Source organism: Neobacillus vireti, from assembly GCF_036962345.1.
Lineage (GTDB): Bacteria > Bacillota > Bacilli > Bacillales > Cytobacillaceae > Neobacillus > Neobacillus vireti_A.
On sequence record NZ_JBALNB010000009.1, the window covers coordinates 210,106 to 234,224 of the forward strand.

The 24,119-nt window shown below is 39.5% G+C and carries 22 protein-coding genes; 9 read left to right on the top strand and 13 right to left on the bottom strand.

All coding sequences use genetic code 11. The features are described from left to right. Window positions 1-80 precede the first annotated feature (80 nt). Window positions 81-836: a serine/threonine-protein kinase gene (locus V7108_RS11715; RefSeq protein ID WP_335515068.1), complete on the top strand. Its 756-nt coding sequence runs from the start codon at window positions 81-83 to the stop codon at window positions 834-836. Window positions 837-884: 48 nt separating this feature from the next. After that, window positions 885-1,649 (top strand): glycosyltransferase family 2 protein, encoded by a 765-nt coding sequence (locus V7108_RS11720; protein WP_335515071.1) that lies wholly within the window; start codon window positions 885-887, stop codon window positions 1,647-1,649. Window positions 1,650-1,714: 65 nt separating this feature from the next. On the opposite strand, the gene V7108_RS11725 is transcribed toward V7108_RS11720, so the two are convergent. Together V7108_RS11725 and V7108_RS11730 are read right to left on the bottom strand one after the other, a co-directional pair. Beyond that, window positions 1,715-3,202 (bottom strand): glycosyltransferase family 2 protein, encoded by a 1,488-nt coding sequence (locus V7108_RS11725; RefSeq protein ID WP_335568328.1) that lies wholly within the window; start codon window positions 3,200-3,202, stop codon window positions 1,715-1,717. 33 nt (window positions 3,203-3,235) lie between these two features. Continuing rightward, window positions 3,236-3,925 (bottom strand): glycosyltransferase, encoded by a 690-nt coding sequence (locus V7108_RS11730; protein WP_335568329.1) that lies wholly within the window; start codon window positions 3,923-3,925, stop codon window positions 3,236-3,238. Window positions 3,926-4,126: 201 nt separating this feature from the next. Here V7108_RS11730 and V7108_RS11735 point away from each other — a divergent pair, with 201 nt between their 5' ends. Both V7108_RS11735 and V7108_RS11740 read left to right on the top strand, forming a co-directional pair. Next, on the top strand, window positions 4,127-5,041 hold the full coding sequence (locus V7108_RS11735) for an NAD-dependent epimerase/dehydratase family protein (RefSeq protein ID WP_335568330.1): 915 nt from the start codon (window positions 4,127-4,129) through the stop codon (window positions 5,039-5,041). 34 nt (window positions 5,042-5,075) lie between these two features. Then, complete coding sequence (locus tag V7108_RS11740) at window positions 5,076-5,777, top strand: glycosyltransferase family 2 protein (RefSeq protein ID WP_335568331.1); 702 nt, start codon at window positions 5,076-5,078, stop codon at window positions 5,775-5,777. A gap of 101 nt (window positions 5,778-5,878) precedes the next feature. Here the strand turns inward: V7108_RS11740 and V7108_RS11745 are convergent, their stop codons facing one another. The 7 genes from V7108_RS11745 to V7108_RS11775 form a co-directional block, all read right to left on the bottom strand. After that, window positions 5,879-7,423, bottom strand: a complete 1,545-nt coding sequence (locus V7108_RS11745) for an acyl-CoA carboxylase subunit beta (protein ID WP_335515084.1) — start codon at window positions 7,421-7,423, stop codon at window positions 5,879-5,881. A gap of 24 nt (window positions 7,424-7,447) precedes the next feature. Beyond that, complete coding sequence (locus V7108_RS11750; RefSeq protein ID WP_335515086.1) at window positions 7,448-8,230, bottom strand: enoyl-CoA hydratase; 783 nt, start codon at window positions 8,228-8,230, stop codon at window positions 7,448-7,450. Between the two features lie 13 nt (window positions 8,231-8,243). Next, complete coding sequence (locus V7108_RS11755; protein ID WP_335515089.1) at window positions 8,244-9,158, bottom strand: hydroxymethylglutaryl-CoA lyase; 915 nt, start codon at window positions 9,156-9,158, stop codon at window positions 8,244-8,246. A 31-nt stretch (window positions 9,159-9,189) separates the two neighbouring features. After that, window positions 9,190-9,405 carry an acetyl-CoA carboxylase biotin carboxyl carrier protein subunit gene (locus V7108_RS11760; protein WP_335568332.1) on the bottom strand — a complete coding sequence of 72 codons (216 nt, stop codon included), beginning with the start codon at window positions 9,403-9,405 and terminating at the stop codon, window positions 9,190-9,192. Window positions 9,406-9,423: 18 nt separating this feature from the next. Next, window positions 9,424-10,773, bottom strand: a complete 1,350-nt coding sequence (locus V7108_RS11765; RefSeq protein WP_335518113.1) for an acetyl-CoA carboxylase biotin carboxylase subunit — start codon at window positions 10,771-10,773, stop codon at window positions 9,424-9,426. Between the two features lie 125 nt (window positions 10,774-10,898). Beyond that, entirely contained in the window at window positions 10,899-12,866 is a 1,968-nt protein-coding gene (locus V7108_RS11770; protein ID WP_335518110.1) for an acetate--CoA ligase, read from the bottom strand. 43 nt (window positions 12,867-12,909) lie between these two features. Further along, entirely contained in the window at window positions 12,910-14,049 is a 1,140-nt protein-coding gene (locus tag V7108_RS11775) for an acyl-CoA dehydrogenase (RefSeq protein ID WP_335518107.1), read from the bottom strand. Between the two features lie 282 nt (window positions 14,050-14,331). On the opposite strand from V7108_RS11775, the gene V7108_RS11780 reads away from it, so the two are divergent. Then, on the top strand, window positions 14,332-16,149 hold the full coding sequence (locus tag V7108_RS11780) for a helix-turn-helix domain-containing protein (protein WP_335518103.1): 1,818 nt from the start codon (window positions 14,332-14,334) through the stop codon (window positions 16,147-16,149). Between the two features lie 99 nt (window positions 16,150-16,248). Here V7108_RS11780 and V7108_RS11785 read toward each other — a convergent pair whose 3' ends face one another. After that, a complete protein-coding gene (locus V7108_RS11785) occupies window positions 16,249-17,067 on the bottom strand; it encodes a CPBP family intramembrane glutamic endopeptidase (RefSeq protein WP_335568333.1) in 819 nt (272 codons plus the stop codon). 57 nt (window positions 17,068-17,124) lie between these two features. After that, window positions 17,125-17,520, bottom strand: coding sequence for a hypothetical protein (locus V7108_RS11790; RefSeq protein WP_335518095.1), 396 nt, complete (start codon window positions 17,518-17,520; stop codon window positions 17,125-17,127). A 168-nt stretch (window positions 17,521-17,688) separates the two neighbouring features. Here V7108_RS11790 and V7108_RS11795 point away from each other — a divergent pair, with 168 nt between their 5' ends. The 4 genes from V7108_RS11795 to V7108_RS11810 all read left to right on the top strand — a co-directional run bounded on the left by V7108_RS11795 (window position 17,689) and on the right by V7108_RS11810 (window position 21,080). After that, window positions 17,689-19,737, top strand: a complete 2,049-nt coding sequence (locus V7108_RS11795; RefSeq protein WP_335568334.1) for an ATP-binding protein — start codon at window positions 17,689-17,691, stop codon at window positions 19,735-19,737. Window positions 19,738-19,840: 103 nt separating this feature from the next. Next, the gene (locus V7108_RS11800; RefSeq protein WP_335568335.1) at window positions 19,841-20,341 is read left to right on the top strand and encodes a redoxin domain-containing protein; all 501 of its coding nucleotides are present in this window, start codon (window positions 19,841-19,843) and stop codon (window positions 20,339-20,341) included. Window positions 20,342-20,378: 37 nt separating this feature from the next. Beyond that, the gene (locus tag V7108_RS11805; protein WP_335518086.1) at window positions 20,379-20,813 is read left to right on the top strand and encodes a glycine/sarcosine/betaine reductase selenoprotein B family protein; all 435 of its coding nucleotides are present in this window, start codon (window positions 20,379-20,381) and stop codon (window positions 20,811-20,813) included. 27 nt (window positions 20,814-20,840) lie between these two features. Then, a complete protein-coding gene (locus V7108_RS11810) occupies window positions 20,841-21,080 on the top strand; it encodes a hypothetical protein (protein ID WP_335518083.1) in 240 nt (79 codons plus the stop codon). Between the two features lie 656 nt (window positions 21,081-21,736). Here the strand turns inward: V7108_RS11810 and V7108_RS11815 are convergent. Together V7108_RS11815 and V7108_RS11820 are read right to left on the bottom strand one after the other, a co-directional pair. Next, on the bottom strand, window positions 21,737-22,390 hold the full coding sequence (locus V7108_RS11815) for a DsbA family oxidoreductase (RefSeq protein WP_335519237.1): 654 nt from the start codon (window positions 22,388-22,390) through the stop codon (window positions 21,737-21,739). A gap of 135 nt (window positions 22,391-22,525) precedes the next feature. Continuing rightward, entirely contained in the window at window positions 22,526-23,896 is a 1,371-nt protein-coding gene (locus tag V7108_RS11820; protein ID WP_335568336.1) for an MmgE/PrpD family protein, read from the bottom strand. Window positions 23,897-24,119 lie beyond the last annotated feature (223 nt).

Sequence of the window (24,119 nt, forward strand, 5' to 3'; positions counted from 1 at the left end):
TATTATTGACCCTTTTATATCTCAGATACATAAGATGGTAAAAACATATTTTTAAACAGAAGGAGCGAAGATTGATTTGAATGGAAGAATTAAAGAACGGTAGATATGTTTATTTTCCTGAGCACATAGGCGAGGGGCGAACAAGCCAGGTCTTTAAAGGATTCGATACAGCAACCAATCGGGAAATTGCGATTAAGCGCATGATGAAAAGTGAAGAGGCAAATAAAGAATCGGATATCATGAAGAGAATCCCTAAACATCCCTTTCTCTGTGAATATATAGACTTTTTTGAAGATCAGCTGCATTCCTATATTGTAATGGGATTTAAAGACGGAGAAAGACTTGGTTACTACAGATATGGTAAAATTTATCCCCCTAACAAGGCAATAGAAATAACCATGAACATACTAGAAGGGATCGAGCCTTTTCATAAAGCAGGTCTGCTGCACTGTGATCTTTCACCTCACAATATACTACTCTCTAAAGATCAAAAAACCATTCAAATTATAGATTTCGGATGTACAGTTGTGAAAGACAAGAATGGGGAATTCAATGGCATGCATATGGTGGGCACGAAAGGTTTTTACCCGCGCGAGCAAAAAATGAAGGGTCTATCGCATCTTAACGATAGTACTGATCTATATAGCATTGCTTGTATCCTTTTATATTTAATAAATGGAAAAGCCCCTTTCTTTATTGTCAAGACTTGCAATCAAATAGATGACCCCGCTCTACAAAGTGTAGTAAGAAAGGCGACAAGCTATAAAAAAAGCGATCGTTATCAATCCGCAAATGAAATGAAAATGGCTATTTCCTCTCTCAGAAAAAGCTTGTAATCATTAATAGACCCCGCTCTACAGAGTGGACCTAGAAAGGAGTAAACCATGCAAAGTAAGTCAATTGGCATCATGATCACCACCGTTAATGTGAGGAAACAAGTCTTAATTGAGAACCTAGAACGCCTAGTTACCTTTATCCCATCGCCCTTTACAATCTATATATACAATGATTCAGGGCCCAAGCTGTATGATGATATTAAGACGGTTATTCCTATAACGAAAAACAAGGAAATCACACTTCATTGCTTCAATGATCTTGGAGAAATTAATAAGGATCCGATTGGTTGTGGTGGCGGCCGTCATTTTTTATTCGAACAAATGAAAGAAAAATTTGATATTATTATTTCTCTCGATGATGATATGCTTATTAAAGAAGGCTGGTTTGATGCTATCATGAAAGGCATTGAAGACTTCCCAGAGCATTCTATCTATACGGGGGTTGTCACAGATTCATTTGGAAGAGTTCAAATTGCAGGTTCAAGGATGAAATTTACTAGGAACTCCTTGAAAAGGAGAGAAAATCGTACGGTTTCAGGACTGTATACCGTAACGGACTGGGGACCTTTAGGTTGTTTAATCCTTTGTCGCCATGCCCTAAAAAAGGAAGTAACCATCCCTAATCTATTTGTCCGAGAAGATTCAGCCTTTTTCCTTATCTGCAAGAATTTGGGCATTAATGAAACCATCGTATGCAAAAACGCAGTTGCCGTTCATAAGGCGCAAGCTGTTCCAAGCTCAAATCTTCGCCAGCCTGAGAAACTGCAGGAAGCGAAAGAATATTATAAAAAGCATTATGGACTGGATATGTGACAAATACAAAACACCTCCATTTGATTTTGATGGAGGTGTATTTTTATATACAGTATTAGAATTAACTAATTTTCTTTTGAAAGAATAACTTTCTCAATCATACCCTTATTCTCAATAAATTGCGGTTTGTAATGTCCCCCCCATTCCTCAAGCACTTTCTCTATGATATCTTTTAATTGCTGCTGACATTCTATTTGTTTTATTAAAGTAAGGTTATTCACTAGCCGGCGCTGATTATAAAGCGTTTTGTCAATCCAATAAAACGAATAGTGCTCTGCCAGTTTTAACATAATCTCAAAATCCTCAGCTATGCTTGTTGGCCAACCCCCAATGTGATCGATTGCACTTTTTAGATATAAACGAGGACAGTGTGTTTTCAATTCTGTTAATACTTCGTATTTATTTTTATAATTCATTCCCTTGTGAACAGGACCTGGTATAGGCTTGTATCTCTTTTGAAACCATATCTTTCTATTCCCATAGCATAGACCGACATCGCCCGATTGTTGGGACATTTCACTTACCATTGTTTCAAGCGTATCATGTTCTAACCAATCATCACCATCAAGCTCCAATATATACTCACCTAACGCAAATGGTAAGCCTTGATTTAATGCACTTCCCTTTCCGCTATTTTCAATTTTAAGTGGAATGATCCTTGGATCCTTATATTGAAGAATCTCTTGCCACGGATTATCTGTAGAACCATCATCAATTAATATCAATTGAAAATCTTCAAATGTTTGATTTAATACACTTTCAATCGCTTGTCGAATATATTTTCGCTGATTATAAAAGCTAGTCATTACTGTAACTTTAGGAGTCTTTCCTTGCTTCATGTAATGATAATTACTGGCCGCTACAGTTTTTATCCTAATATCATCAGGGGGTGTGATTGTCGTATAAGCATGTTCCCCTTTTAATCTGTATTCCAACAAAAAATGAGGAATAAATTTAATTTCACCAATTCCTAGAAGTCGAATCCAAAACTCATAATCTTCAACTTTTTCAAATCTAGTATCATATCCTCCCGCTTTAACAAAAGCGGATTGTTTAAATAAAAAGGAGGCCCCGATAAAATTTTGGTGAAGAATGTCTGCTTTATTCCGAGACATAAATTTTAGCTGAGTTTCTCGATGAATCACATCATTCCTCATATTTCTTCCATTTTGATCAATAAGTTTAAAAAGGGAATACACTAAAACAGTTTCCTCAGGTGCATTAACGAATTGTTCATAAAGTGTTTGTAAAAATTTAGGATCATGTCGATTATCACTAGAAACCCATGTTAAAAATCGACAATCATTTAAGTGTGAGAATCCTTGATTTAAAGAATATGCAATACCTTTATTTTCATTTCGAAAAATAATCTCGTAAGGAATGGTTAACATGTTAGATGCTTCTTTTACAGCTTGGACGGTTTCTTGATTAGCACCATCAATGACAATTACTAATTGAAACTCACGAAATTTTTGGGATTCTAAGGATTGAATACATTCATCAATATATTGTGGTTTCTGATTGTAAACTGGAAGAACTACTCCAACCTCCATTTTCTTCCCCCCTATATAAGATTGAGATAATTATCATGATAGTTTAATAACGTTGCTTTTAAAGTCATCTGTATATGCAATAACTTCTCCGTGTTCAATTAGTCTTTTATCACTAATTTTCCAAGTATGTTCATTTACATTTTTTCCTCTGATCGCAGCGAAATTATACCTACTAGTTGAATAGATTCTATAACCAAACTTAATACATTTTTTTTGAAATTCAGTATCCTCTCCTAAAGTGAGGTTGGGAAACTTAATTTTATTTATGATTGATCTTTCAAAAACCAGGGTTGCCCCACTAACATTCTTAACATATTTGTTATTAAGCCCTTGACCACGCAATAAGAGTGCATTCATACTTTTTAAAAAAACAAAATATTCAAGTTTACCTACGATATTAGCTTTTGTTGTTTTAAGTGCATTCATTGCCTCTGTTAAATACTCCGGACCATAATAATCGTCATCGTCAAACTTTGCGATTACATCATATTTTGCTTTTTCTATACCATAATTCAAACATTCTCCAAGGGTATAAGCCTGGGGAAGTTGATGAATTGTCACACCCTTAATACTTCCCATTTTGCCCTTAATGAGGTTTATATCCATCGCATCATTATTTAAAATAATGATAAGCTCCTTATCCTGAAATAATTGATTCGTGTAGTTATCAATGATATTACTTATTAAATGTTCCCTTACTGTACTAGTAATGATTGAAATCAAGTCTATTCACTCCCCCCATCCTTATATATTTATATGTAAGATTTTGGGGACAGGTTCTGGACAGCTAAATGGATATCGCAAATAATTCCATTCTAAGGGCTAGCACACAAACCAAAATAGTAAATTTTAATATGATAATATTGCATTCTTTTAGACTTTAAAATGAAAACGAAAAATAACAGAATGGGCAGTGAATGATTGATGAAGGTATTAATTACAGGGGGAGCAGGTTTTATTGGTCTCCATTTTGTTGAAAAATTATTAAAAGAAAAAATAGATGTAGTTATTGTAGATAATTTATCAAGCGGAATCAAAGAACGTATTCCAAAATCTGCAGCATTTTACGAGGTCGACATTGAGGATTTATCAATTGAAAACATATTTGCTAGTGAGAAGCCTGATTACGTCGTTCATCTTGCTGCACAGGTATCCGTACAAGTTTCTATGAAAAACCCGTTAGGAGATTGTCTAGCAAATATTGCTGGAACCATTAATCTCCTTCAAAATTGTGTGAAATATAATGTTAAAAAATTTATTTTTGCATCATCAGCCGCAGTATATGGTGAACCAACCTATCTCCCAATTGATGAAGATCACCCACAACACCCCATCTCATTTTATTCCCTATCAAAACAGACTTCGGAACAATATATCAGGTTATTTGCTGAACATTTTGGCTTGAATTACAGTATTTTAAGATTTGCTAATGTATATGGTCCGGGGCAAAACGCCCATGGTGAAGCAGGTGTAATTTCCATCTTCTTAAATTCTATTTTGGAACAGGCCCCTCCAATTATTTATGGTGGTGAGCAGACAAGAGATTTTATATATGTAAAGGATGTAGCAGCTGGTATCTATAGCGCCCTTCATAATGGAAGGAATCGCACATTTAATATCAGTACCAATACAGAATCAAAGATAAATGAATTACTAACTTTAATGTTGGAAAAGCTAAACACCCATTTGCCTCCAGTCATTAAACCTCATCGAGAGGGTGATATCGGACAAAGCAGGCTGGATAATACGAAAGCCTTAACGGAACTACACTGGGTCCCTAGGTATTCACTGGATAGAGGGTTACAAGAAACCATTGATATTATCAACAAGAACTCATAGAAGTAAGACCGAAAAAACAATGGAGATGGTTGAATTGATCACGAGAGAAAAGAATTTAGTCAGTATCATTATCACTAGTTTTAACAGGGAGAAATATATAAAAGAGTGTTTGGAAAGTATATTGGCACAAACTTATAGAGATATAGAGATTATTTTAGTAGATGATTGTTCCACCGATAAAACATTAGAGATTTTTTATGAGTTTCAAAGAGAAGCTGTAGAAAAAAGACCAGAAATGAAAGATCGAATCATCGCGATATCACTGCCGAGGAACGTTGGATATGCAGGTCCTTTAACTATGGGAATGTTCCTTAGTAAGGGTGAATTTATCGCCATTCAGGATTCAGATGATCTTTCACATTTAGAGAGGATTGAAAAACAGGTCAGTTATTTAAACGCTAACCCGCAATATGAGCTTGTAGGAACTTTATTTTCGTCATTCTTCAATTACAAAAATGGGAAATTTATTGGCTTACGTCGTCCTGTAAGGTGGATTAAATTCGATGAAGAAATTTATAAAGTTTATAAAAATGGAGGACATTGCATTTGCCATGGGACAACTCTTTTTCGGGGATCTGTTTTTGACCGACTTGGCGGCTTTACTAGAAGATTAGGTAAAGAAGCAGATTTTGAATTCCTTCAAAAATGTATAACAAATGGTGTGAAGGCAAACAACCTCCCAGAAGTGCTTTATTACTATAGAAGACATCCTGAACAAATGTCAAAACAAAAATGATCAATAGTATGCTAAAAGGCACCCTCCTGTCCGAAAGGTGCCTCACTTTTTTATAATTGAAAATATTATACTTCTAATCCAACCTTAAATGTTGCTTCCAACTAAACCGGATATACTGAATGCTTTCGTTCAGAGAAAATCACATATTTTGAGGAATATGCTTCGAATCTATTCACAAGCTCGTTACGTAAAGAATTTGCAGGAATAATACCGTCAATCACCATTTCAGAAGCTAATCGGTAAATATCAATATCTTCTTTATATTCATCGCGTTTTTCCTCGATAAAAGCAGAACGCTCTTCTTCCGGCAATTCGGCAATTTTCTTTGCATACACTGCATTTACTGCGGCCTCTGGGCCCATTACAGCAATTTGAGCAGAAGGCAAGGCAAGACAAGCATCTGGTTCAAATGCCGGGCCAGCCATCGCATATAACCCTGCACCATACGCCTTACGAACAATAACTGAGATTTTTGGAACAGTCGCTTCGGACATGGCGGAAATCATTTTCGCACCGTGGCGGATAATCCCTGCCCGCTCTACCTTTGTACCAATCATAAATCCTGGGACATCCACTAAGAACAAGAGCGGAATATGGAAGGCATCACAAAGATTAATAAATTTAGCTGCTTTATCTGCTGTGTCATGGAACAAGACCCCGCCTTTTACACGCGGCTGATTGGCAATGATTCCAACAGGCTTTCCGTTTAGGCGTGCAAGACCTGTGATAAGTTCAGCTGCAAATAGCTTTTTGATTTCAAAGAAAGAACCTTCATCGATAATTCCATTAATGAGATCGTGCATATTAAAAGGTGAATTTTGATTGGCTGGAATCAGTTCTTCTAACGTTTTCTTCAATTGTTTAGGAGCCACAGCCTCAAGGACAGGCGGCTTTTCAGAGAAATTAGCTGGGAAGTAAGAAAGATAATCACGAGCAGTCGCAATCGCTTCCTCCTCATTTTTCGCCAAAACGTCTCCACAACCGGATACTGAACAGTGCATCCTGGCGCCACCCATTTCTTCCAGTGTAACTTTTTCTCCGATTACCATTTCGGCCATCCGTGGTGAACCCAGATACATGGAGGCGTTTTTATCTACCATAATCACGATATCGCAAAATGCCGGGATATAAGCTCCGCCTGCAGCAGATGGACCAAACAAGATACAAATTTGTGGAATTTTCCCGGAAAGCTTCACTTGATTGTAAAAAATTCGGCCTGCTCCGCGTCTGCCTGGGAACATCTCAACCTGATCGGTAATGCGGGCACCGGCTGAATCCACAAGGTATAGCAATGGTACACGCATTTTCTCAGCTGTTTCTTGGATCCGAATGATTTTCTCAACCGTCCGTGCACCCCAGGAACCCGCTTTAATCGTGGAATCATTGGCCATTACACATACAATTTGACCATTGATTTTTCCAATTCCAGTATATACACCATCTGCTGGGAGATCCCCTGCAAGACAGTTCGCAAAAAGCGCATCCTCTAATTCAAAACCAGAATCGAATAATAGTTTTAAGCGATCCCTGACAAATAGTTTTCCTTGTTCCTGATTTTTCTCATGATATTTTGGGGGCCCGCCCTTTTTAATTTGTTCTACCCGTTCTTCAAGTGTTTGTTGAAGGTTATTTATTTCAACTGACATATGCTTTCCTCCTTCAGTTTTCTCTTATTCTCCCATATAAACCGGAGGTCTTTTTTCCTTAAAGGCCTGCAGTCCTTCTAAACGGTCCTTCGTCGGAATCGTTACTTCATAGGCATTTTGTTCGATGGCAAGACCGGTGTTAAGATCGACATCATTGCCTTTATCGATAGCAAACTTTGCTTGTGCTATAGCAATTGGACCATTTTTTACGATTTGGCTTGCAATTTCTAATGCTTTTTCAATTAATTGACCACTAGGAACCATATACTCTACTAATCCAATCTCTAAGGCCTCTCTGGCATCGATTCTTCTCGCAGTGAAAATAAGTTCTTTTGCACGTCCCTTACCTACTAATCTCGGTAAACGCTGGGTACCTCCAGCACCTGGAATAATTCCCAAAGAAGTTTCTGTAAGACCAAACTTCGCTGTTTCAGAGGCAATCCGAATATCACAAGCGAGCGCAAGTTCAGTTCCCCCGCCAAGCGCAACACCGTTCACAGCTGCGATCACTGGCTGTGGCAAAGCTTCTAACTCATTATTATTTCCACGGATCAAGGAAACCGTCTTCCGTACCTTAATAGGGTCCATTCCTGCCCGTTCTTTTAAATCTGCGCCCGCACAGAAAGCTTTCTCCCCGGCTCCAGTTATCACGATACAGCGGACTGTCCGATCAAATTTACAGGTAAGAATCGCATCCTGAAGTTCTTCTAACATTTGTACAGATAAAGCATTGGCTGCTTCTGGACGGTTTAATGTAATCAATGTAATTCCGTTTTCCAGCCGGTTCACTACTACTTTTTTATCCATTTGGTCACCTTCCTCATATCTTGCAGCCTGATTGGGCGCTTTGTGCTTGGAAGCTTTTGCTCGGTAATGGTTTTCCAATCTTCCCTTGAATGTACGTGGAAGCAGCTAAAATCTTTTTCGGATCCACACCGGTATGAATTCCCATTCCACCAAGCATATAAAGTAAATCATCTGTTGCTACATTCCCCGCTGCACCTGGTGCATACGGGCAGCCGCCTAATCCTCCAATAGAAGAATCAAATGTGGTAATACCCATCTCCAGCGATACTAAGATATTGGCAAGTGCCGTTCCGCGGGTATCGTGGAAGTGCATCGCTAATTTATCTGCTGGAAACCTTTTAAGTAACACTTCTAAAACCTCTTGGACCTGCTTTGGATTTGCTACCCCGATCGTATCCCCAAGTGACAGCTCACCAATTCCCATCTCAAATAAAGTTTCGGATACCCTTATTACCGCGTCTAAATCAACATCCCCTTCATAGGGACAACCGAACACCGTAGACACATAGCCTCTGCTTAATTTCCCTGCGGCCAGAGTTTTTTGGACCAAATCTCTTATGATGGGGAACGTATCACCAATAGATTTATTAATATTTTTTAGATTATGAGTTTCGCTGGCAGACATAAACACAGCTGCTTCATCGATGTCTGCTTTTAATGCCCGCTCTAAACCCTGCTGGTTTGGAACAAGTGCTGTATAGGTTACACCAGGCTGTCTGGTAATATAGGTGGAAACGGCAACCGCGTCCGAAAGTGCTGGAATCCATTTCGGGTTCACAAAAGAGGTAATTTCAATATGTTTCAGGCCGCTGGTTGATAATTGATTAATCCAGGTAATTTTGTCTTCTGTTGAAATAAAAACCTTCTCATTTTGCAAACCATCTCGCGGTCCAACCTCTTTAATGGTTATATTTGCAGGCCACTTCATTGTTTCATCTCCTTCTCCTATTACGCAGGATTTATTCAACTTCTACAATGACGTCTCCTTCATTCACAAAATCGCCTTCGTTCACCTTCACTTCTTTAACGGTTCCATCAAACTCAGCCGCGATTGGAATTTCCATTTTCATCGATTCTAAAATCGCCACATCCTGACCTTCCTCTACTTGATCCCCAGCCTTAACCAGCACCTTCCATACATTTCCTGCCATACTTGCTACTACTTCTTTACTCATGATGTAATTCCTCCTCTATTATTTTTTTAGTGGTTTTAAATATTTTTCAACAAAGTTGGTTGTTGTATCACCTGAATGGAATGCCGGGTGGGATATGACTTCTTTAAGCATAGGAATATTTGTTTTAATTCCTACTATTTGATAATTTTCTAAAGCAGCTTGCAAACGTTGGATCGCTTCGCCGCGGTTACTGCCTTTTACAACCAATTTTGCAATCATAGGATCATAAAAAGGCGTAACAACAGATTGTCCATGAATCGCCAGCTCATGTCGCACACCTATGCCATCTGGGAGCTCTAATTTTGTTATTTTTCCTGGAGACGGGAAGAAGGTTTTCGGATCCTCCGCGTAGACTCTTACTTCAATGGCATGACCATCACGTTTTACCTCTTCTTGCGTAAAAGTTAGTGCTTCACCCGCTGCAATTTGCAATTGCTGTTCAACCAAGTCTAAACCCGTTATTTCTTCTGTCACTGGGTGCTCCACTTGGAGACGTGTATTCATTTCAAGGAAATAGAAATTTTGCTTTTCATCCACGAGGAATTCAATGGTTCCTGCGTTTTTATAACCAATCGATTTTGCTGCCTTTACGGCTGCCTCTCCCATTTTTTTACGTGTTACTTCCGTAATAAAAGAAGATGGAGCTTCCTCAACGACTTTTTGGTGCCTGCGTTGAATCGAACATTCACGTTCCCATAGGTAAACCGTATTTCCAAAACCATCTGCTAAGATTTGGATCTCGATATGCCTCGGACTTTCAACGTATTTTTCAACGTACATGGCCCCGTCGCCAAAGAAATCTGTCGCTCGTTTTTGGTTGCCGGCAAAAGCCTTCCGGATTTCATCACCGTTACGGACTACCTGCATCCCAATTCCGCCTCCGCCAGCGGATGCTTTTAACATCACTGGATATCCGATTCTGTCCGCTACTTCTACTGCCTCCTCGGCATCAGCGAGCGGGTAGGTGATTCCTGGAACAACTGGAACCCCAGCCTCCTCCATTGCTTTACGAGATTCAATCTTGCTTCCCATTTTAGAAATAACCGCAGGAGTTGGTCCGATGAACGTAACTCCTGCTTCCTCACATCTCTTGGCAAATTCAGCATTCTCAGAGAGCAATCCATACCCAGGATGGATGGCATCTGCTTTTGTAACTCGTGCGACTTCTAAGATTTTATCGATATTCAAATAACTTTCTGCCACACGAGGACTTCCAATTAGATGGGCTTCATCCGCTATTTTTACATGTGGGGCCTCACCATCGGCTTCGGAGTAAACGCCAATCGTATGAATCCCTAAAGCCTTACATGTCCGCATGACTCGAACAGCAATTTCACCACGATTAGCGACCAATACCTTTTTGAACATACTTTCCACCCTTTCTGTCTTTTATAAAGGCTCTTTTCTATACACCAACAGCCTTTATTGAAAATAATTGGTGGAACCAGTCATGCAGATTAATGATATGAGCGTATGACTGGCTCAATGATACATTATTTAACTGTTTTATTTTCAAAAACCTTCTCTTTAATCTGGACCACAGTTGACGGATCTTCCAGACCGGTTATATCACCGGCAACACTACCTGTTACAACGATTTCTTTTAACAAACGGCGCATAATTTTGCCGCTGACTGTTTTCGGCAGCATATCTGCAAAGATTATCGTTTTTGGCTGAGCAATCTTACCAATTTGTTGTACGATATTCGTATTTATTTTCTCTTCTAACTCTGGAGTTCCTTCATACCCATCAGCCAGGCGGACAAACACCAACGGTACTTCTCCTTTTATTTCATCAGGAATCCCAATAATGGCACATTCAGATACTCCCGCAACTTCAAGGACTGCACTTTCCATCTCCATGGTACTTAACCGATGTCCCGCAACATTAAAGGCATCATCAGAACGTCCAACTACCCATAAGAATCCATCTTCATCGAATAGTGCAAGATCACTGGCATAATAACTGCCTGCCACTTGGCTATAATAGGAGGCGTAATATCGCTCCGGTTCTTTCCAAAGCGTTCGGCACAGCATAGGAAACGGTTTATTAATAACTAAATTCCCTAACTGAAGAGGTTTCACTGCATTCCCCTCCGCATCCACAACACTAAAAACAGCACCTAAAAATGGATTACCGGCAGAACCCGGTTTCATTGGTGTAAGCCATGCTGCTCCAGCTATAGGAGAACCCGCTGTTTCCGTCTGACCCCATGTATTATTGATATAGACGTTTTTATTCCCTAATACTTCATATGTCCAATGCCATGTTTCCGGATCGAAAGGCTCTCCGACAAGTGAAATGACATCTAGGCAAGATAGATCATATTGTTTAAGTGGTTTATCTCCCATACTTTTTAACATTCGTAAGGCAGTCGGGGCCGTGAATAACTTATTCACGCGGTATTTTTCAATGATTTGATAAAAACGGTCTTTTGTTGGATAATCAATGGCTCCTTCAAACACAACCGTTGTTACACCATTCGCCAGGGCACCGGCAATCCCCCAAATATGCATAGTTAACCAGCCGATATCTGCTGTACACCAGAAAACATCATCATCACGGTGATCCATATGGTACTTAGCATAGATGTAATTTTGAATGACAAAAGCCATTCCGGAATGCACTACGCCTTTCGGTTTTCCGGTTGTACCACTCGTATAAAAGACAATCCCACTCTCATTTGCTTCCAGTCTTTCAGGTTCACAAATGATACTTGCCTTCTTTGTCAGCTCATGCCACCAGTAGTCGCGGCCTTCTGTCATTTCTACCTCTATACCTAAACGGTTAACAACAATGACAGCTTCTACTGAAGGAATCGTTGGTGCTACATGATTAACTTTTTCTTTTAAATGAATGACCTTCCCTCTGCGAATGGTAGCATCCGCTGTTACCACAACTTTTGGTTCAAAGTTAATGAGACGGTCTGTTAATGATTTTTCGGAATAACCGGAGAAAATAGTGTTGTAAACAGCACCAACACGAAAACAAGCTAAAACCGCAATAAATGCTTCGGCAAGGTTTGGAAGAAAGATCGCGACACCATCACCCTTTTTCACTCCAAATGACCTAAGAACATTCGCAAATCGATTCACTTCTGCCAAAAGCATATTGTATGTGTAAAATTTCGAATCGCCGTTTTCACCCTCCCAAATGAGAGCTGTCCGGTTTCCTGCCCCATTCTCTACGTGACGGTCAAGCAAATTGACGCTTGGGTTACTAATGCCCCCGGTAAAAAAACGAAAATCAGGGAGCTCTCCACTAAGGGTTTTATTCCACGGTTCATACCATTTAAGTTCTTGGGCTGTATTTGCCCAAAAGGATGCTGGATCTTCCTGGGATTGTTTCAAAAGTTGTTGAAATGCTTCCGTACTGCCTATAGAGGTAGAGCGTACTTTTTCTTCACTTGGATAAACGAGTTTGCTATCAGAAACGACTTTTAAAATTCCACTTAAATCCATGTTACAGCTCCTTTTACGTTTTTTATCTATTCTAGTAAACTAGTTAACAACCAAGTTGTTTCGCAATGACCATTCGTTGAACTTCAGATGTTCCTTCGCCAATTTCCAAAAGCTTAGCATCACGGAAAAATCTTTCTACTTGGTATTCCTTCATGTATCCATATCCGCCGTGAATTTGAACGGCTTGGTCACATGTCCGCATACACATTTCAGAAGCAAATAATTTTGCGTATGCTGCTTCTTTTTTAAATGGACGGCCTTGGTCCTTTAACCAGGCAGCTTTGTAAACCATATTTCGTGCTAGTTCAATATTCATAGCCATATCAGCTAACTTAAATTGGATTGCCTGGAAGTTTGACAAGCTTTTTCCAAACTGCTTTCTTTCCTTTGCATACTGAAGGGATTTTTCGAATGCACCTTGTGCAATCCCAACAGCCATTGCTCCAATTCCAATTCTTCCTCCATCAAGAGTAGCTAGAAATTGCTTGTAGCCATTTCCCTCTGTACCAAGTAGATTTTCTTTGGGAACCCTTACATTTTCTAAGATTAATTCAGTTGTATTGGAGGCATGAAGACCCATCTTTTCATAGTTGCTAATAACCGTAAATCCAGGTGCATCCGTTGGAACAATAAATGCACTGATTCCATTTATTCCTTTTGTGCGGTCCGTTATGGCTGTAACCGCTACGTGTTTGGCGTAACTTGCATTTGTAATAAAGCATTTTGATCCATTTAGGACCCATACATCCCCATCTAGAACAGCTGTTGTTTGAGTACCGCCTGCATCGGATCCTGCATTTGGCTCAGTTAAACCAAATGCCCCAAATGACTCTCCCGTACAAATTGGAGTTAAGTATTTTTCCTTTTGTTCATCAGTACCAAACAAATGAAGTGGTGCCCCGCCTAATGAGATATGAGCAGAATAGGTAATCCCTGAAGATGCGCAAACACGGCTTAGCTCTTCAACGACGATAGCAAAACTGGTCGTATCGGCATCAGACCCGCCATATTGTTCAGGAAATGGAAGCCCCATAATCCCTAACTCTGATAGTTTCGAAAAAGCTTCCAAAGGGAATTCCCCTGTACGATCTCTCTCATCTGCTCCAGGAGCAACCTCTGCTTCAGCAAATTCCCGAATTAACTTACGGATCATCTCTTGTTCTTTCGTTAAATCAAAATTCATTGTCTCCACCTTCCCTTTTCTTAATATTCCGACATTTACTTACAAAAAACTTCATCTGCCTGCAACTCTGTCTTAAATCGACATATTTAAAAATATTGAAGAATGATAGTAAAACAAGTACGAAATACCCCTTTCAATATTTTCCCAACTTTCTTATAATTATAACTATTAGAATATATAATTCTATGTTCATTTCTCCGAAATTATTTAAGGGAAATTTGTGTGTTTTACACAAATTTACATAGAAATGGAAGCGGTTACGACTAAAAGTGAGGATGATGAATGATGGAAGATACATTAACACATCGACAATTAAGGTCATTAATTCATGTTTCAAACGTCATTAATTCTTCTTTAGATATTGATACCATTTTTGATTCAATCCTAGATGAGGCAGTTTCTGCCGTAGATGCTTGCGGTGGAGGGTCCATTTGGGTATTTGACAAAAAGCAAAACCGATTAATTGCGCAATCAGCCCAAGGGCTATTTTATCCACATATATTTAAATCCATTAAACTACTTCCCGGTGAGTCCATGACCGGTATGACATTTGCGCAAAAAAAATGTCTTGTTTTTAGGAACGAAGTAGAAATAAAACAAGCCTTAACTACATTAACACCCATAAATAGAGATTTATTGGATCGATCGATACGAAACAACATTCATTTTACTTCTGTCATTTCTTCGCCAATTTTACTTAAGGGTGAATGTATTGGAGTCATTACTTTAGATTCTTTTGAACAATCTTTACATTTCCAGCAAGAGGATATTCATTTATTAGAAGCCATCGGCCATCAAGCTGCCATTGCCCTTGAAAAATCCAGCCTTTACCGTGAAAAGGAAAAAACGGTGCGCAAGCTTTCCCGGTCCATTGAAACACATAGAAACTTAGCCGACCTCGTTGTAAATGGAGAAGGAATTCAATCGATTATGTATTATATTCATCAGAAGATTGGGCAGCATATTTTTCTCTTCGATGATATAGGAGAACTAATGGGCTCAGCCTGCCACTCGTCCTTTACAGAGGATATGACTGATTATTTTAAGCAATACGCGAAGCAAATTATTCCTTCACTCGAAAATTCACGAACGGTTTCAGAAATAACCTTAGAAAACGAAAATTTTCAATTAGTCGTATTACTCCTTGGCTCTAAACTGAAGTCTCTAGGAGTTTTGATGATCCTATCGAAACAACAAATGAGTGAATTGGACATCTCTGCTCTTGAACATGCCTGTACGATTATCTCCCTGGAGCTTGTTAAGGAACAGGCCATTATCGAAACACAGCAACGATTGAGAGGAGAATTCGTCACCAAACTCTTTACTGGACAGATGGACGAAGCATTAATTTTAAAGGCCAAAAATTTAAATTTCGATCCCAACCGAAACTATGTTGCTTTTATTATTAATTTTGATGATCGAGCAAAAGTGAAAAAGATTCCTGATAGCGCTCTCATAAATATACTCCATATGACCAATAAGTTATTCATAGAAAGAAATTTACAAGGTATGGCGGTAATGAATGAAAATCAAATTGTCGCGCTGCTTTCCTATCACTCAAAATTACCTTCATCCAGCATCGCTACCGAAATTAAAAAACTGGCAAAGGTTTTACAAGATTGGATTCAAATTAAATATGGAGAGTTTGATTTGTCCATTGGCATTGGAAGAATGAAGCCCGGACTGCTTTCTGCTCATGAGTCATTTAAGGAAGCGATAAAATGTATAAAGTTTCTTAAAAACTATCATTTCGAACACCATATCCTTTGTTATACAGATCTTGGTGTTCATAGATTTATTTTGAAAAATTCAGAGGAAGAATTAATTGATTTTATCGAAGAAGTATTAGGCCCCCTTATTCAATACGAGCAATCCCGAAAAGGCGACCTAGTAAGCACGCTTACAGCATATTTTGAACAGAATCAAAATATCAAGAAAACAGCAGATTCTTTGCATATTCATATCAACACCTTAAACTACCGCCTAAAGCGAATCGAGGAAATTCTCTTGATCGACTTTACCGATAACCAACAATTATTCAATATCCAGTTAGCAAGTAATATCTATCAATATATAAAGAAGAAGGAAATATTGGACTAGGCGGGGCCATGGGGACGGTTCTGTCGGTTTTTTTTTGTTTTAACTAATGAATTAAAAAGACCATAAGAACCGTCCCTACGGTACCTAAAAAGTATTGTACTAAATCGAAATGTTTCTACTCGGGTTTGGTTTTCTAAAATACCAAAGTGTACTAAAAAGAAGATACAATCCCATGAAAGAAGCAATCACTATCAGGGTGAATTCTGACATATTTTCCATTGCGTCCACCCAGCCGATTTTTTTCATGCCGAACAGACTGGTGTTAAACACAATTCCAATCAGGATAACGGACCATATGGATGAAGTGCGTACATAGATGGAGCCATAAACGAATCCTAGTGCCAACCCAAGAAGTTGCATCCCAATACCGCCTGCCGACTGTAACACCGCAATAATCAAGGAGATGACGAGAATTGGCCAGAAAACGGGGACATTTTTTCTTGCTTCGTTAAACATAATACCGATAAATACAATCAGTTCGAGTGCCGTGGTAATAACGGAAGAAACCATTAAGTAAGCAAACGAAACAGACTGAAAATAACTTTCCGTAAAATCATTTAACGTAGTGATGTTGTAGGATAGTAACAGCTTCATAACAGCAGCATTTAAGAAAGTGAACGCGAGGCCGATTGTGACCATGTGAACGGCACAGCTTAGGCTAATCTTCGAAAAGCCGCTAAGTTTCCAAAAACTTTTCGGTGTCTGTTTCAATATCCGGTATTTAATATTATAAACAATCGCCGAAAGACCGATTGTCGCAGCAAGTACCATGAACAACTGAATGGAAATGTTCTTTCCTTCTCCAAATTGCCCCCAGCCTAAGACTGGATTAATGAAAGAATTATAGAGAAAGATAACTAAAATGATAACCGCTAAATAAAGTAAGTAATTTCCCAGCATCGACAAATATCTTCTCAAGTATAATCTTCCCCTTTCACTCTAGACAAATTATCTTTTCACCTTTAAACTAACCCCCTACTGTTCACTCACGCCAACCACTTCATAAATTTCTGCTCCTTGCAAGCGGAAGAGATCCTCCATTCCCACGATAGAAAAGATCTTTGCCAACTTGACTGCCATTTTTTCAAATATCGGTCCTTGTTCGACTGTGTTCAAGTATTTTAACTTGAGATTCCAATTCCTTAATGTTATGGGGTCTACCACTTCAGCAACAATATTGGGAATCTCTTGAAAATTGGTGCTTGCTTTCATAAAAGTCTGAACAGGTAAAGCAATATGTCGTTCATCTACATAGCATACCTGAGATAAAGAAGTATTGGTTGGAATCCCATCCTTTGAAACAACCATAATGTAGCTGGGAAAAACGTCTTCTAGGGCCAGTTTTATTTGTTTTGAAAGGACCTTGTTCATCTCAAACACCACCCTCTTGATATCGTTATCTTACTGTCAATGCGCATTGGCTTTTCTTCAATCAACTATAATCAACAAACACTCTCACAAGCAATATCATTCCACTCTCAAAGAAGGGTATGTGAGATTACATATAGAATATGTAAGTATTTGTAAGGGGGTATACGAATGCAAATCCAGTCAAAACTTTATAATACAGAACGAAACTTTTTTGTAGGACGGGAAAAGGAACTAGAATTAGTGCAAGAACATGCTGCTGGACATTCAGACTGCCAGTGGTTGCATATTTATGGACAAAGCGGTATTGGAAAATCAACACTTCTTCAGCAATTTATGGCTGAATTAGAGGATGGCGGTTTTTACTTTTTAGATGGCAGTAAAACCATAAGGACGAAAGAAGATGTTCTAGTTCAATTGGCCATTCAGCTCAGGAATGCGGGCGAAATAGACATGATTGAACATGATCAAGGGGAGATTGTGAACAGAATGATTCGCAAATCGAATCATACAGGGTGTCATATTGTCCTAATACTTGATACTTTTGAAAATTGGCGCTCCGTTGAGGAATGGCTTCCTCACTGGCTGGGTCAGTTTGACGAAACCGTACGAATTATTACTGCTGGAAGGCACCCGCTCACCGGCGGCTGGCTGCGTTCGGGGTGGGCAAGCTTCATTCATACCTTGTCACTGGCCTCTTTGACACCAACGGATGTGGACCAATATGCTCGAAAACGAGGTATTGCAAGCAGCGAGACCAAATCACAGTTATTCCATTTTTCTCGGGGCATTCCTCTAGCCATGACCCTTGTGGCCGAAATGATGTTGAAAGGAAATCAATATAAACCTCTCGCTCGCGTGGAACAGAACCAGCTTATTTCAGTACTAATGGAAGAACTGGTCGATGGACTGGAGGCTCCCGTTCGGCGATTACTCGAGGCAGCATCGGTGTTTTGGAGATTTAATGAAGAGAGGCTTGCTGCGATATTGAATGACGAAATAGACCATGAATCCTTTAGAAGTCTTATTAAAATGCCTTTTATTATTTTGAAAGAAGACGGATGGATGCTTCATGATGCGGTAAGATCATGGGCACTTGAAGATATGATGCTTCGGAAACCTCAAACCTATGAGCAAATGAGAAGAAAAGCGCTAAAACAAATTCGGTTGGAGGAACGCACTAATCCGCTTATAAGGCAGAAACTGCACTTAGATAAAATGAGCTTACATGAAAATCCTCTTGTTCGGAATATTTGTTTCACCGCTCATTTAGACAATGTTGAAGTGCGTGGATGCCAAGAAATTGATCTTCCCAAAATTGAATCCTTGTACCTGGGCTACCATCATTTCGTATTACCCGAAGCTTCTGGGGATATTCTTATGGTGCGTTTAATTCGACCGATTTGGGAGGTTGATCCTTCCTCTTTTATTACGATTTGGCAAGAAGATGAACTCGTTGCTTTTTTTGGAAAGATTCCGCTCCATGCCGATATGCTGAAAGTGTTAGAAACTGACCCAGTCCTTCACCCCTTTTTGAATGGATGGAAACCGGTTCCTAATGCTTATTTGATATGTTTTGTTGGTCTTGAGCCTGAGCTTGCGGCAAAAACACAAACCTATATTATTAATACTCTCATCAATCATTTTTCATTTTCAGAATGGCTTTTTGATTTTACTTGTTTAAAAGAGTGGTTTCCTGTTTTAGAGTTATGCGGATTCGAAGCTGCTCCATGGTCTCAAAGCAAAACACAATCCGGAACAGAATTCCGCGGATTTATCCTAGATCTTACGAAGGAAGACTACCTAACAAAACTAGATAGACTTCTATCAAGTAATTCTATTGGCGAAACGTTGACCGAGGCTCCTTCAACCTTTGATATAAATGAACTTAAAACGCTAATGAAAGGATTTTCAAAATTCCCTGTGAATCCTGAACTGTGCGAGCACTATATTCGTTTGTTTCCCCGTCGTGTCACGTTGGATTTATCCACTGATAACTTAGGGGAATATATTCAAAAAGATATAATTGATGGCGTTAACCAGCTAATCGGTGGTGACGATATGGATGCTACCTTTGGGAAAATATTAAAATATGCTTTTATTCAAGGAATTCGTCCCCATGAACTGGTTGCCAAGAAAATTAATCTATCCCTATCAACCTACTACCGATATTTGAATAAAGCACTAGAGCGTATATACCAAGTTTTAGCGCAAAATTAATATATTATTACGATTTCCCGTTAAATAAAGAAGGTTAATTCAAATTGGGCTTGGGAATAATAAGCAGTGTTCGTGAATTTTACACTAGAAAGGAGTTAATAACATGCCACAAGGAGCTACTGAAACAAGCACCTTAAAAGTTGGTGATCCGGCACCGGATTTCACTGTGGATGCACATGGCGGACGCAGAGTTACGTTGAGCGAATTCCGCGGATCCAAAAATGTATTTCTTTGTTTTTACCCTTTAGATTGGACCCCAGTTTGAGGCGCGCAAATGCCTTCATACGAGGATGATCTTCCTCGTTTTGAAGATTTTGATACCCAGGTCCTGGGTATTTCAGTAGACAGCGTACACAGTCATGATGCATGGGCTAAATCTATTGGCGGAATATCCTATCCGCTTTGTTCTGATTTCTATCCGCATGGAGAAGTTTCAGAGAAATATGGCGTTCTTCGCACAAACAAAGGCGAACCGGCATATGGAGCCTCAGAGCGTGCTCTCTTTATCATTGATAAAGAAGGAATTGTTCAGTGGATTGATGTTCATCCACTTGATAAGCAGCCTGATAACGAAGAGTTATTTGATGTTTTACGAAAACTATAAAGTCGAATATTGTTAGTAGAATATAAGGAGATTGTGTATGGAACTCTCAAGAAAAGCTATCCCATATACACCTAGCACCAAACCATTACATGAAATGACGATCATGATTGTTTCTACTTCTGGTGTTCATCTAAAGGATCAGGAAGCATTTCACACCGATCCTTCCGTAGGAGATACTACCTTCCGAATTATTCCAGGAGATGTTGATTCAAAGAATTTAACGGTAACCCACGCAGCCCCGAAGGAGCATTATAATACGGATGCTCCGAAAGAAGATATTAACTGCGTCTTCCCTATCGACCGCCTGCGGGAAATGGTAGAGGATGGGGATCTTGGCGGGGTGGCTGAGAAACATATGACCATGATGGGTTATTCCATGCGATTAAATATTATTAATAAAGAAACAATCCCTGCGCTGGTAAAAGAAGTGGTTCGTTCCAAAGCAGACGCTGTTCTTTTAACTGCCGGCTGACCTCTCTGTCATCGCACTGTAGTTACAGTGCAGCGCGGCATTGAATCACAGGGAATTCCAACAGTATTAATTACGTTGGATGTTGAACAATCAAGCTTGATGAGGCCGCCACGGGCTATCCATCCTGTGGGATTCGAATTCGGACATTCGCTAGGAAAGCCTCATGATAAAACAACACAAATGAAAGTATTAATGGCAGCACTGGCAGAACTAAGTGAAAGACAAGAGCCAGGAAACATCCATGATGCTCATTTTCCATCTTATTAAGGAATTAAAAGGGACGGCTTGATGGCCGTCCCTTTTTTATGTCGAAATTTCTTGGATTGAGGACTAATCATATGTTGCGCAAGATGGATTTGTTCTTTATCCAGGTGATTGAGTCTAATCCACATGAGTTGCGAGCTGGTTTTGTCCTTAATCCGGGGGATTAAGGACTAATCTTCACGGGCCACTAGATGATTTTGTCCTTAATCCGGGGGATTAAGGACTAATCTTCACGAGCCACTAGATGATTTTGTCCTTAATCCGGGGGATTGAGGACTAATCTTCACGAGCCACTAGATGGTTTTGTCCTCAATACAGGAGATTGAGGACTAATCTTCACGAGCCACTAGATGGTTTTGTCCTTAATCCTGGGGAGTGAGGACTAATCTTCACGAGCCACTAGATGGTTTTGTCCTTAATCCTGGGGAGTGAGGACTAATCTTCACGAGCCATTAGATGGTTTTGTCCTCAATCCAAGGGAGTGAGGACTAATCTTCACGGGCCACTAGATGGTTTTGTCCTTAATCCGGGGGATTGAGGACTAATCGTAAGAGCCACCTACATAAAAAACGCTCTGTTAAGTTATAAAAAATAAAGGCTGTCGAGACTTTCTCGACAGCCTGAGAAGGGATGGCTTGGTCACCATCCCTTTTTGTATGTTACTTTTCAGGAATTTCACAGCCATCGTCATCGCAGATAACTCCGTCTTGGCTGTTTAGTACAGTGATTTTATTTTCTGCAATGACCTTATTCAACGCCTGAACAAACGTCTCCGTTGGCTGGGCACCGGTAAGGGCATATTTTTTATTAATCAAGAAGAATGGCACACCTGTAACCCCATATTGTTTTGCCGTCTGTTCATCGGAACGAACCGCATCTGCCATTCCCCCGCTTGCAAGCATGTTAGCTACATCTTCCCTGTTCAATCCTACTTCTACTGCAAGATCCGTTAAGGTTTCGTGATCGCCAATATGTTTGGATTCGGTAAAATAGGCACGGAGAATTCGCTCTGTCATCTCTTTCATTTTTCCCTGAGTTTTTGCATACAACGTTAAACGGTGTGCATCAAAGGTGTTCGTTTGGATGAGAGTATCCATGTGATAATCCAATCCAACTTCCTTCGCCATTTGTACTACTCTGTCAGTATTTGCCTTCGCCTGCGCAATACTCATGCCATATTTCTTGGCTAGCATTTCGTACATCGTTTCTTTTACATCCCGTCCCATTGTCGGATCCAATTCATAGCTTCGATACGTCACTTCAATGGGGTGGTCAATCTGTTTAAGAGCGTCCTCCAGACGCTTCTTGCCAATATAGCAAAATGGTCAAGCAAAATCCGTCCACATTTCAATTTGCATAATCTTTCCCTCCTAATCCAATGTTCTCGTTTAGTATAGGGGAAATGCGGAAATTTTACACGTTATTGGACTTATACCAATAAAAAACAGTTATTGAATTGAACCTTTAGGTTCTAATGAAAAAATTATAGGTAGCCTTTTGAACACCTCAAAATCTAGATTATTTCTTAACCCCTCCCAAAGCATTTCAGGAGCAGCTACTCCTGCATACTGACAACAATCGAAAAATTTCTTTTTAACTTCATCAACAGGTGTTTCAGGAAGAATCCGTTCTATCAGTCGTTTAGTTTCATGGGCGGTTACGACGGTAATATCACCTAAAGGAATTCCTGGTGTATTTGATTGGGTTTTCTCTATTTTTATACGATTAGCAAGTTCTAGAACCTGAGTATCCGCAAGGGCTACCTCCGTCAGATTATTCAAGTGAACGCTCCCGTGAACAAAGGCAAAGGCAACCATAAAAGGAATACTAAATTTAGCATCTTGTAATGTTTTAGGATGACAACGTTCCACGAGTGGCTGACATAACATACCTGCTGTATCATTAACACCTATCACAATTTGGTCAATTTCATTAAGCCCAAAATGGTTTCGAAGAACAAAGGCTGATTTAATAAATGAATGTGAGTAACGGCAACTAGGAAAAAGTTTAATAGATGTATCGGAAAAAGCCCATGTTTCAGTGTCTAATAAGACACTTCGTTGTTTTTCGTTTAAATTTATTCCAAAATAATTGAGAAAAAGACCTGTTTTACCATCCAAACAACTTGCAGGAGCAGTAACCCCTTCTCGCGCTAAAAAAGCTGCTTGAACACCACCCATGGATGAAAAGGCTGGATAAATGGATCTTGCTTGGGAACCAGTTCCCACTCCCGGCTCTTTACCGCCAGCAGCTTGCATATAGGCCAGCCCTAGCGCATGTTCTAACTCCTTATCATTTAACCCCAGTACAAGTCCTGTTGTGATTGCGGCACCTAAATAACCAAATAGTTGACTTAAAAACCATTTGGAATCCGCACCCGTGCCCTTGGGCTCAATTGCATAACCTAGCCGGCACAATAACTCGTTTCCTAGTCCAACAGCTGTAATAAGGTCCGTACTCCTTGTATCACAAGCGTCAGCAGCTGCTAATGCGGCCGCTAATGTAACAGGAGTTGGATGAATTCTAGCCCAATCATTGATATCATCATAGTCTAAGGCATGTGCTAGAGCTGTGTTCGCGAATGCTGCATAAGCGGGAGGTAATCGCCGCTCACTTCCTATTACTCGGCCTGTCCCACCTTTTACACCTATAGATAGACCCGCGATAGATTGTAAAGCGATCGGTGCTCCTTTATAAGCAGCTAAGGAAATGCCAATCGTATCACAAATATGGAGAATCACCTTTCCACGAATTTCCTCTGGTAATCCTCGTTTCTGTCTTAGACGGATAGCTTGGACAATCTCATGGCTTAATGACAAAAGAGCTCCCCTCCTAGAGTTAAATTAGAATTTATAATATTCAAAAAAATATATGTATACTTATTCATACTCTTTTACTAGAATCCGTTATTAGCATTTTATTGGTATACATTTTTTGATTAGTTATATTTTATCATAAAAACTAGGACTAAAAATCGCTAACATCCTAGTTTAGAACTCTTAATGCATGCTGTCCGAACATCCCATTTGACAAGTCTAGTGG

Bases quoted from the DNA above. Each gene is read 5' to 3' on its own strand.
- V7108_RS11780 (WP_335518103.1), top strand. From the start codon at position 14,332: ATGATGGAAGATACATTAACACATCGACAATTAAGGTCATTAATTCAT.
- V7108_RS11775 (WP_335518107.1), bottom strand. From the start codon at position 14,049: ATGAATTTTGATTTAACGAAAGAACAAGAGATGATCCGTAAGTTAATT.
- V7108_RS11765 (WP_335518113.1), bottom strand. From the start codon at position 10,773: ATGTTCAAAAAGGTATTGGTCGCTAATCGTGGTGAAATTGCTGTTCGA.
- V7108_RS11745 (WP_335515084.1), bottom strand. From the start codon at position 7,423: ATGTCAGTTGAAATAAATAACCTTCAACAAACACTTGAAGAACGGGTA.
- V7108_RS11715 (WP_335515068.1), top strand. From the start codon at position 81: ATGGAAGAATTAAAGAACGGTAGATATGTTTATTTTCCTGAGCACATA.
- V7108_RS11790 (WP_335518095.1), bottom strand. From the start codon at position 17,520: ATGAACAAGGTCCTTTCAAAACAAATAAAACTGGCCCTAGAAGACGTT.
- V7108_RS11735 (WP_335568330.1), top strand. From the start codon at position 4,127: ATGAAGGTATTAATTACAGGGGGAGCAGGTTTTATTGGTCTCCATTTT.
- V7108_RS11770 (WP_335518110.1), bottom strand. From the start codon at position 12,866: ATGGATTTAAGTGGAATTTTAAAAGTCGTTTCTGATAGCAAACTCGTT.
- V7108_RS11805 (WP_335518086.1), top strand. From the start codon at position 20,379: ATGGAACTCTCAAGAAAAGCTATCCCATATACACCTAGCACCAAACCA.
- V7108_RS11755 (WP_335515089.1), bottom strand. From the start codon at position 9,158: ATGAAGTGGCCTGCAAATATAACCATTAAAGAGGTTGGACCGCGAGAT.
- V7108_RS11760 (WP_335568332.1), bottom strand. From the start codon at position 9,405: ATGAGTAAAGAAGTAGTAGCAAGTATGGCAGGAAATGTATGGAAGGTG.
- V7108_RS11795 (WP_335568334.1), top strand. From the start codon at position 17,689: ATGCAAATCCAGTCAAAACTTTATAATACAGAACGAAACTTTTTTGTA.
- V7108_RS11725 (WP_335568328.1), bottom strand. From the start codon at position 3,202: ATGGAGGTTGGAGTAGTTCTTCCAGTTTACAATCAGAAACCACAATAT.
- V7108_RS11720 (WP_335515071.1), top strand. From the start codon at position 885: ATGCAAAGTAAGTCAATTGGCATCATGATCACCACCGTTAATGTGAGG.
- V7108_RS11750 (WP_335515086.1), bottom strand. From the start codon at position 8,230: ATGGATAAAAAAGTAGTAGTGAACCGGCTGGAAAACGGAATTACATTG.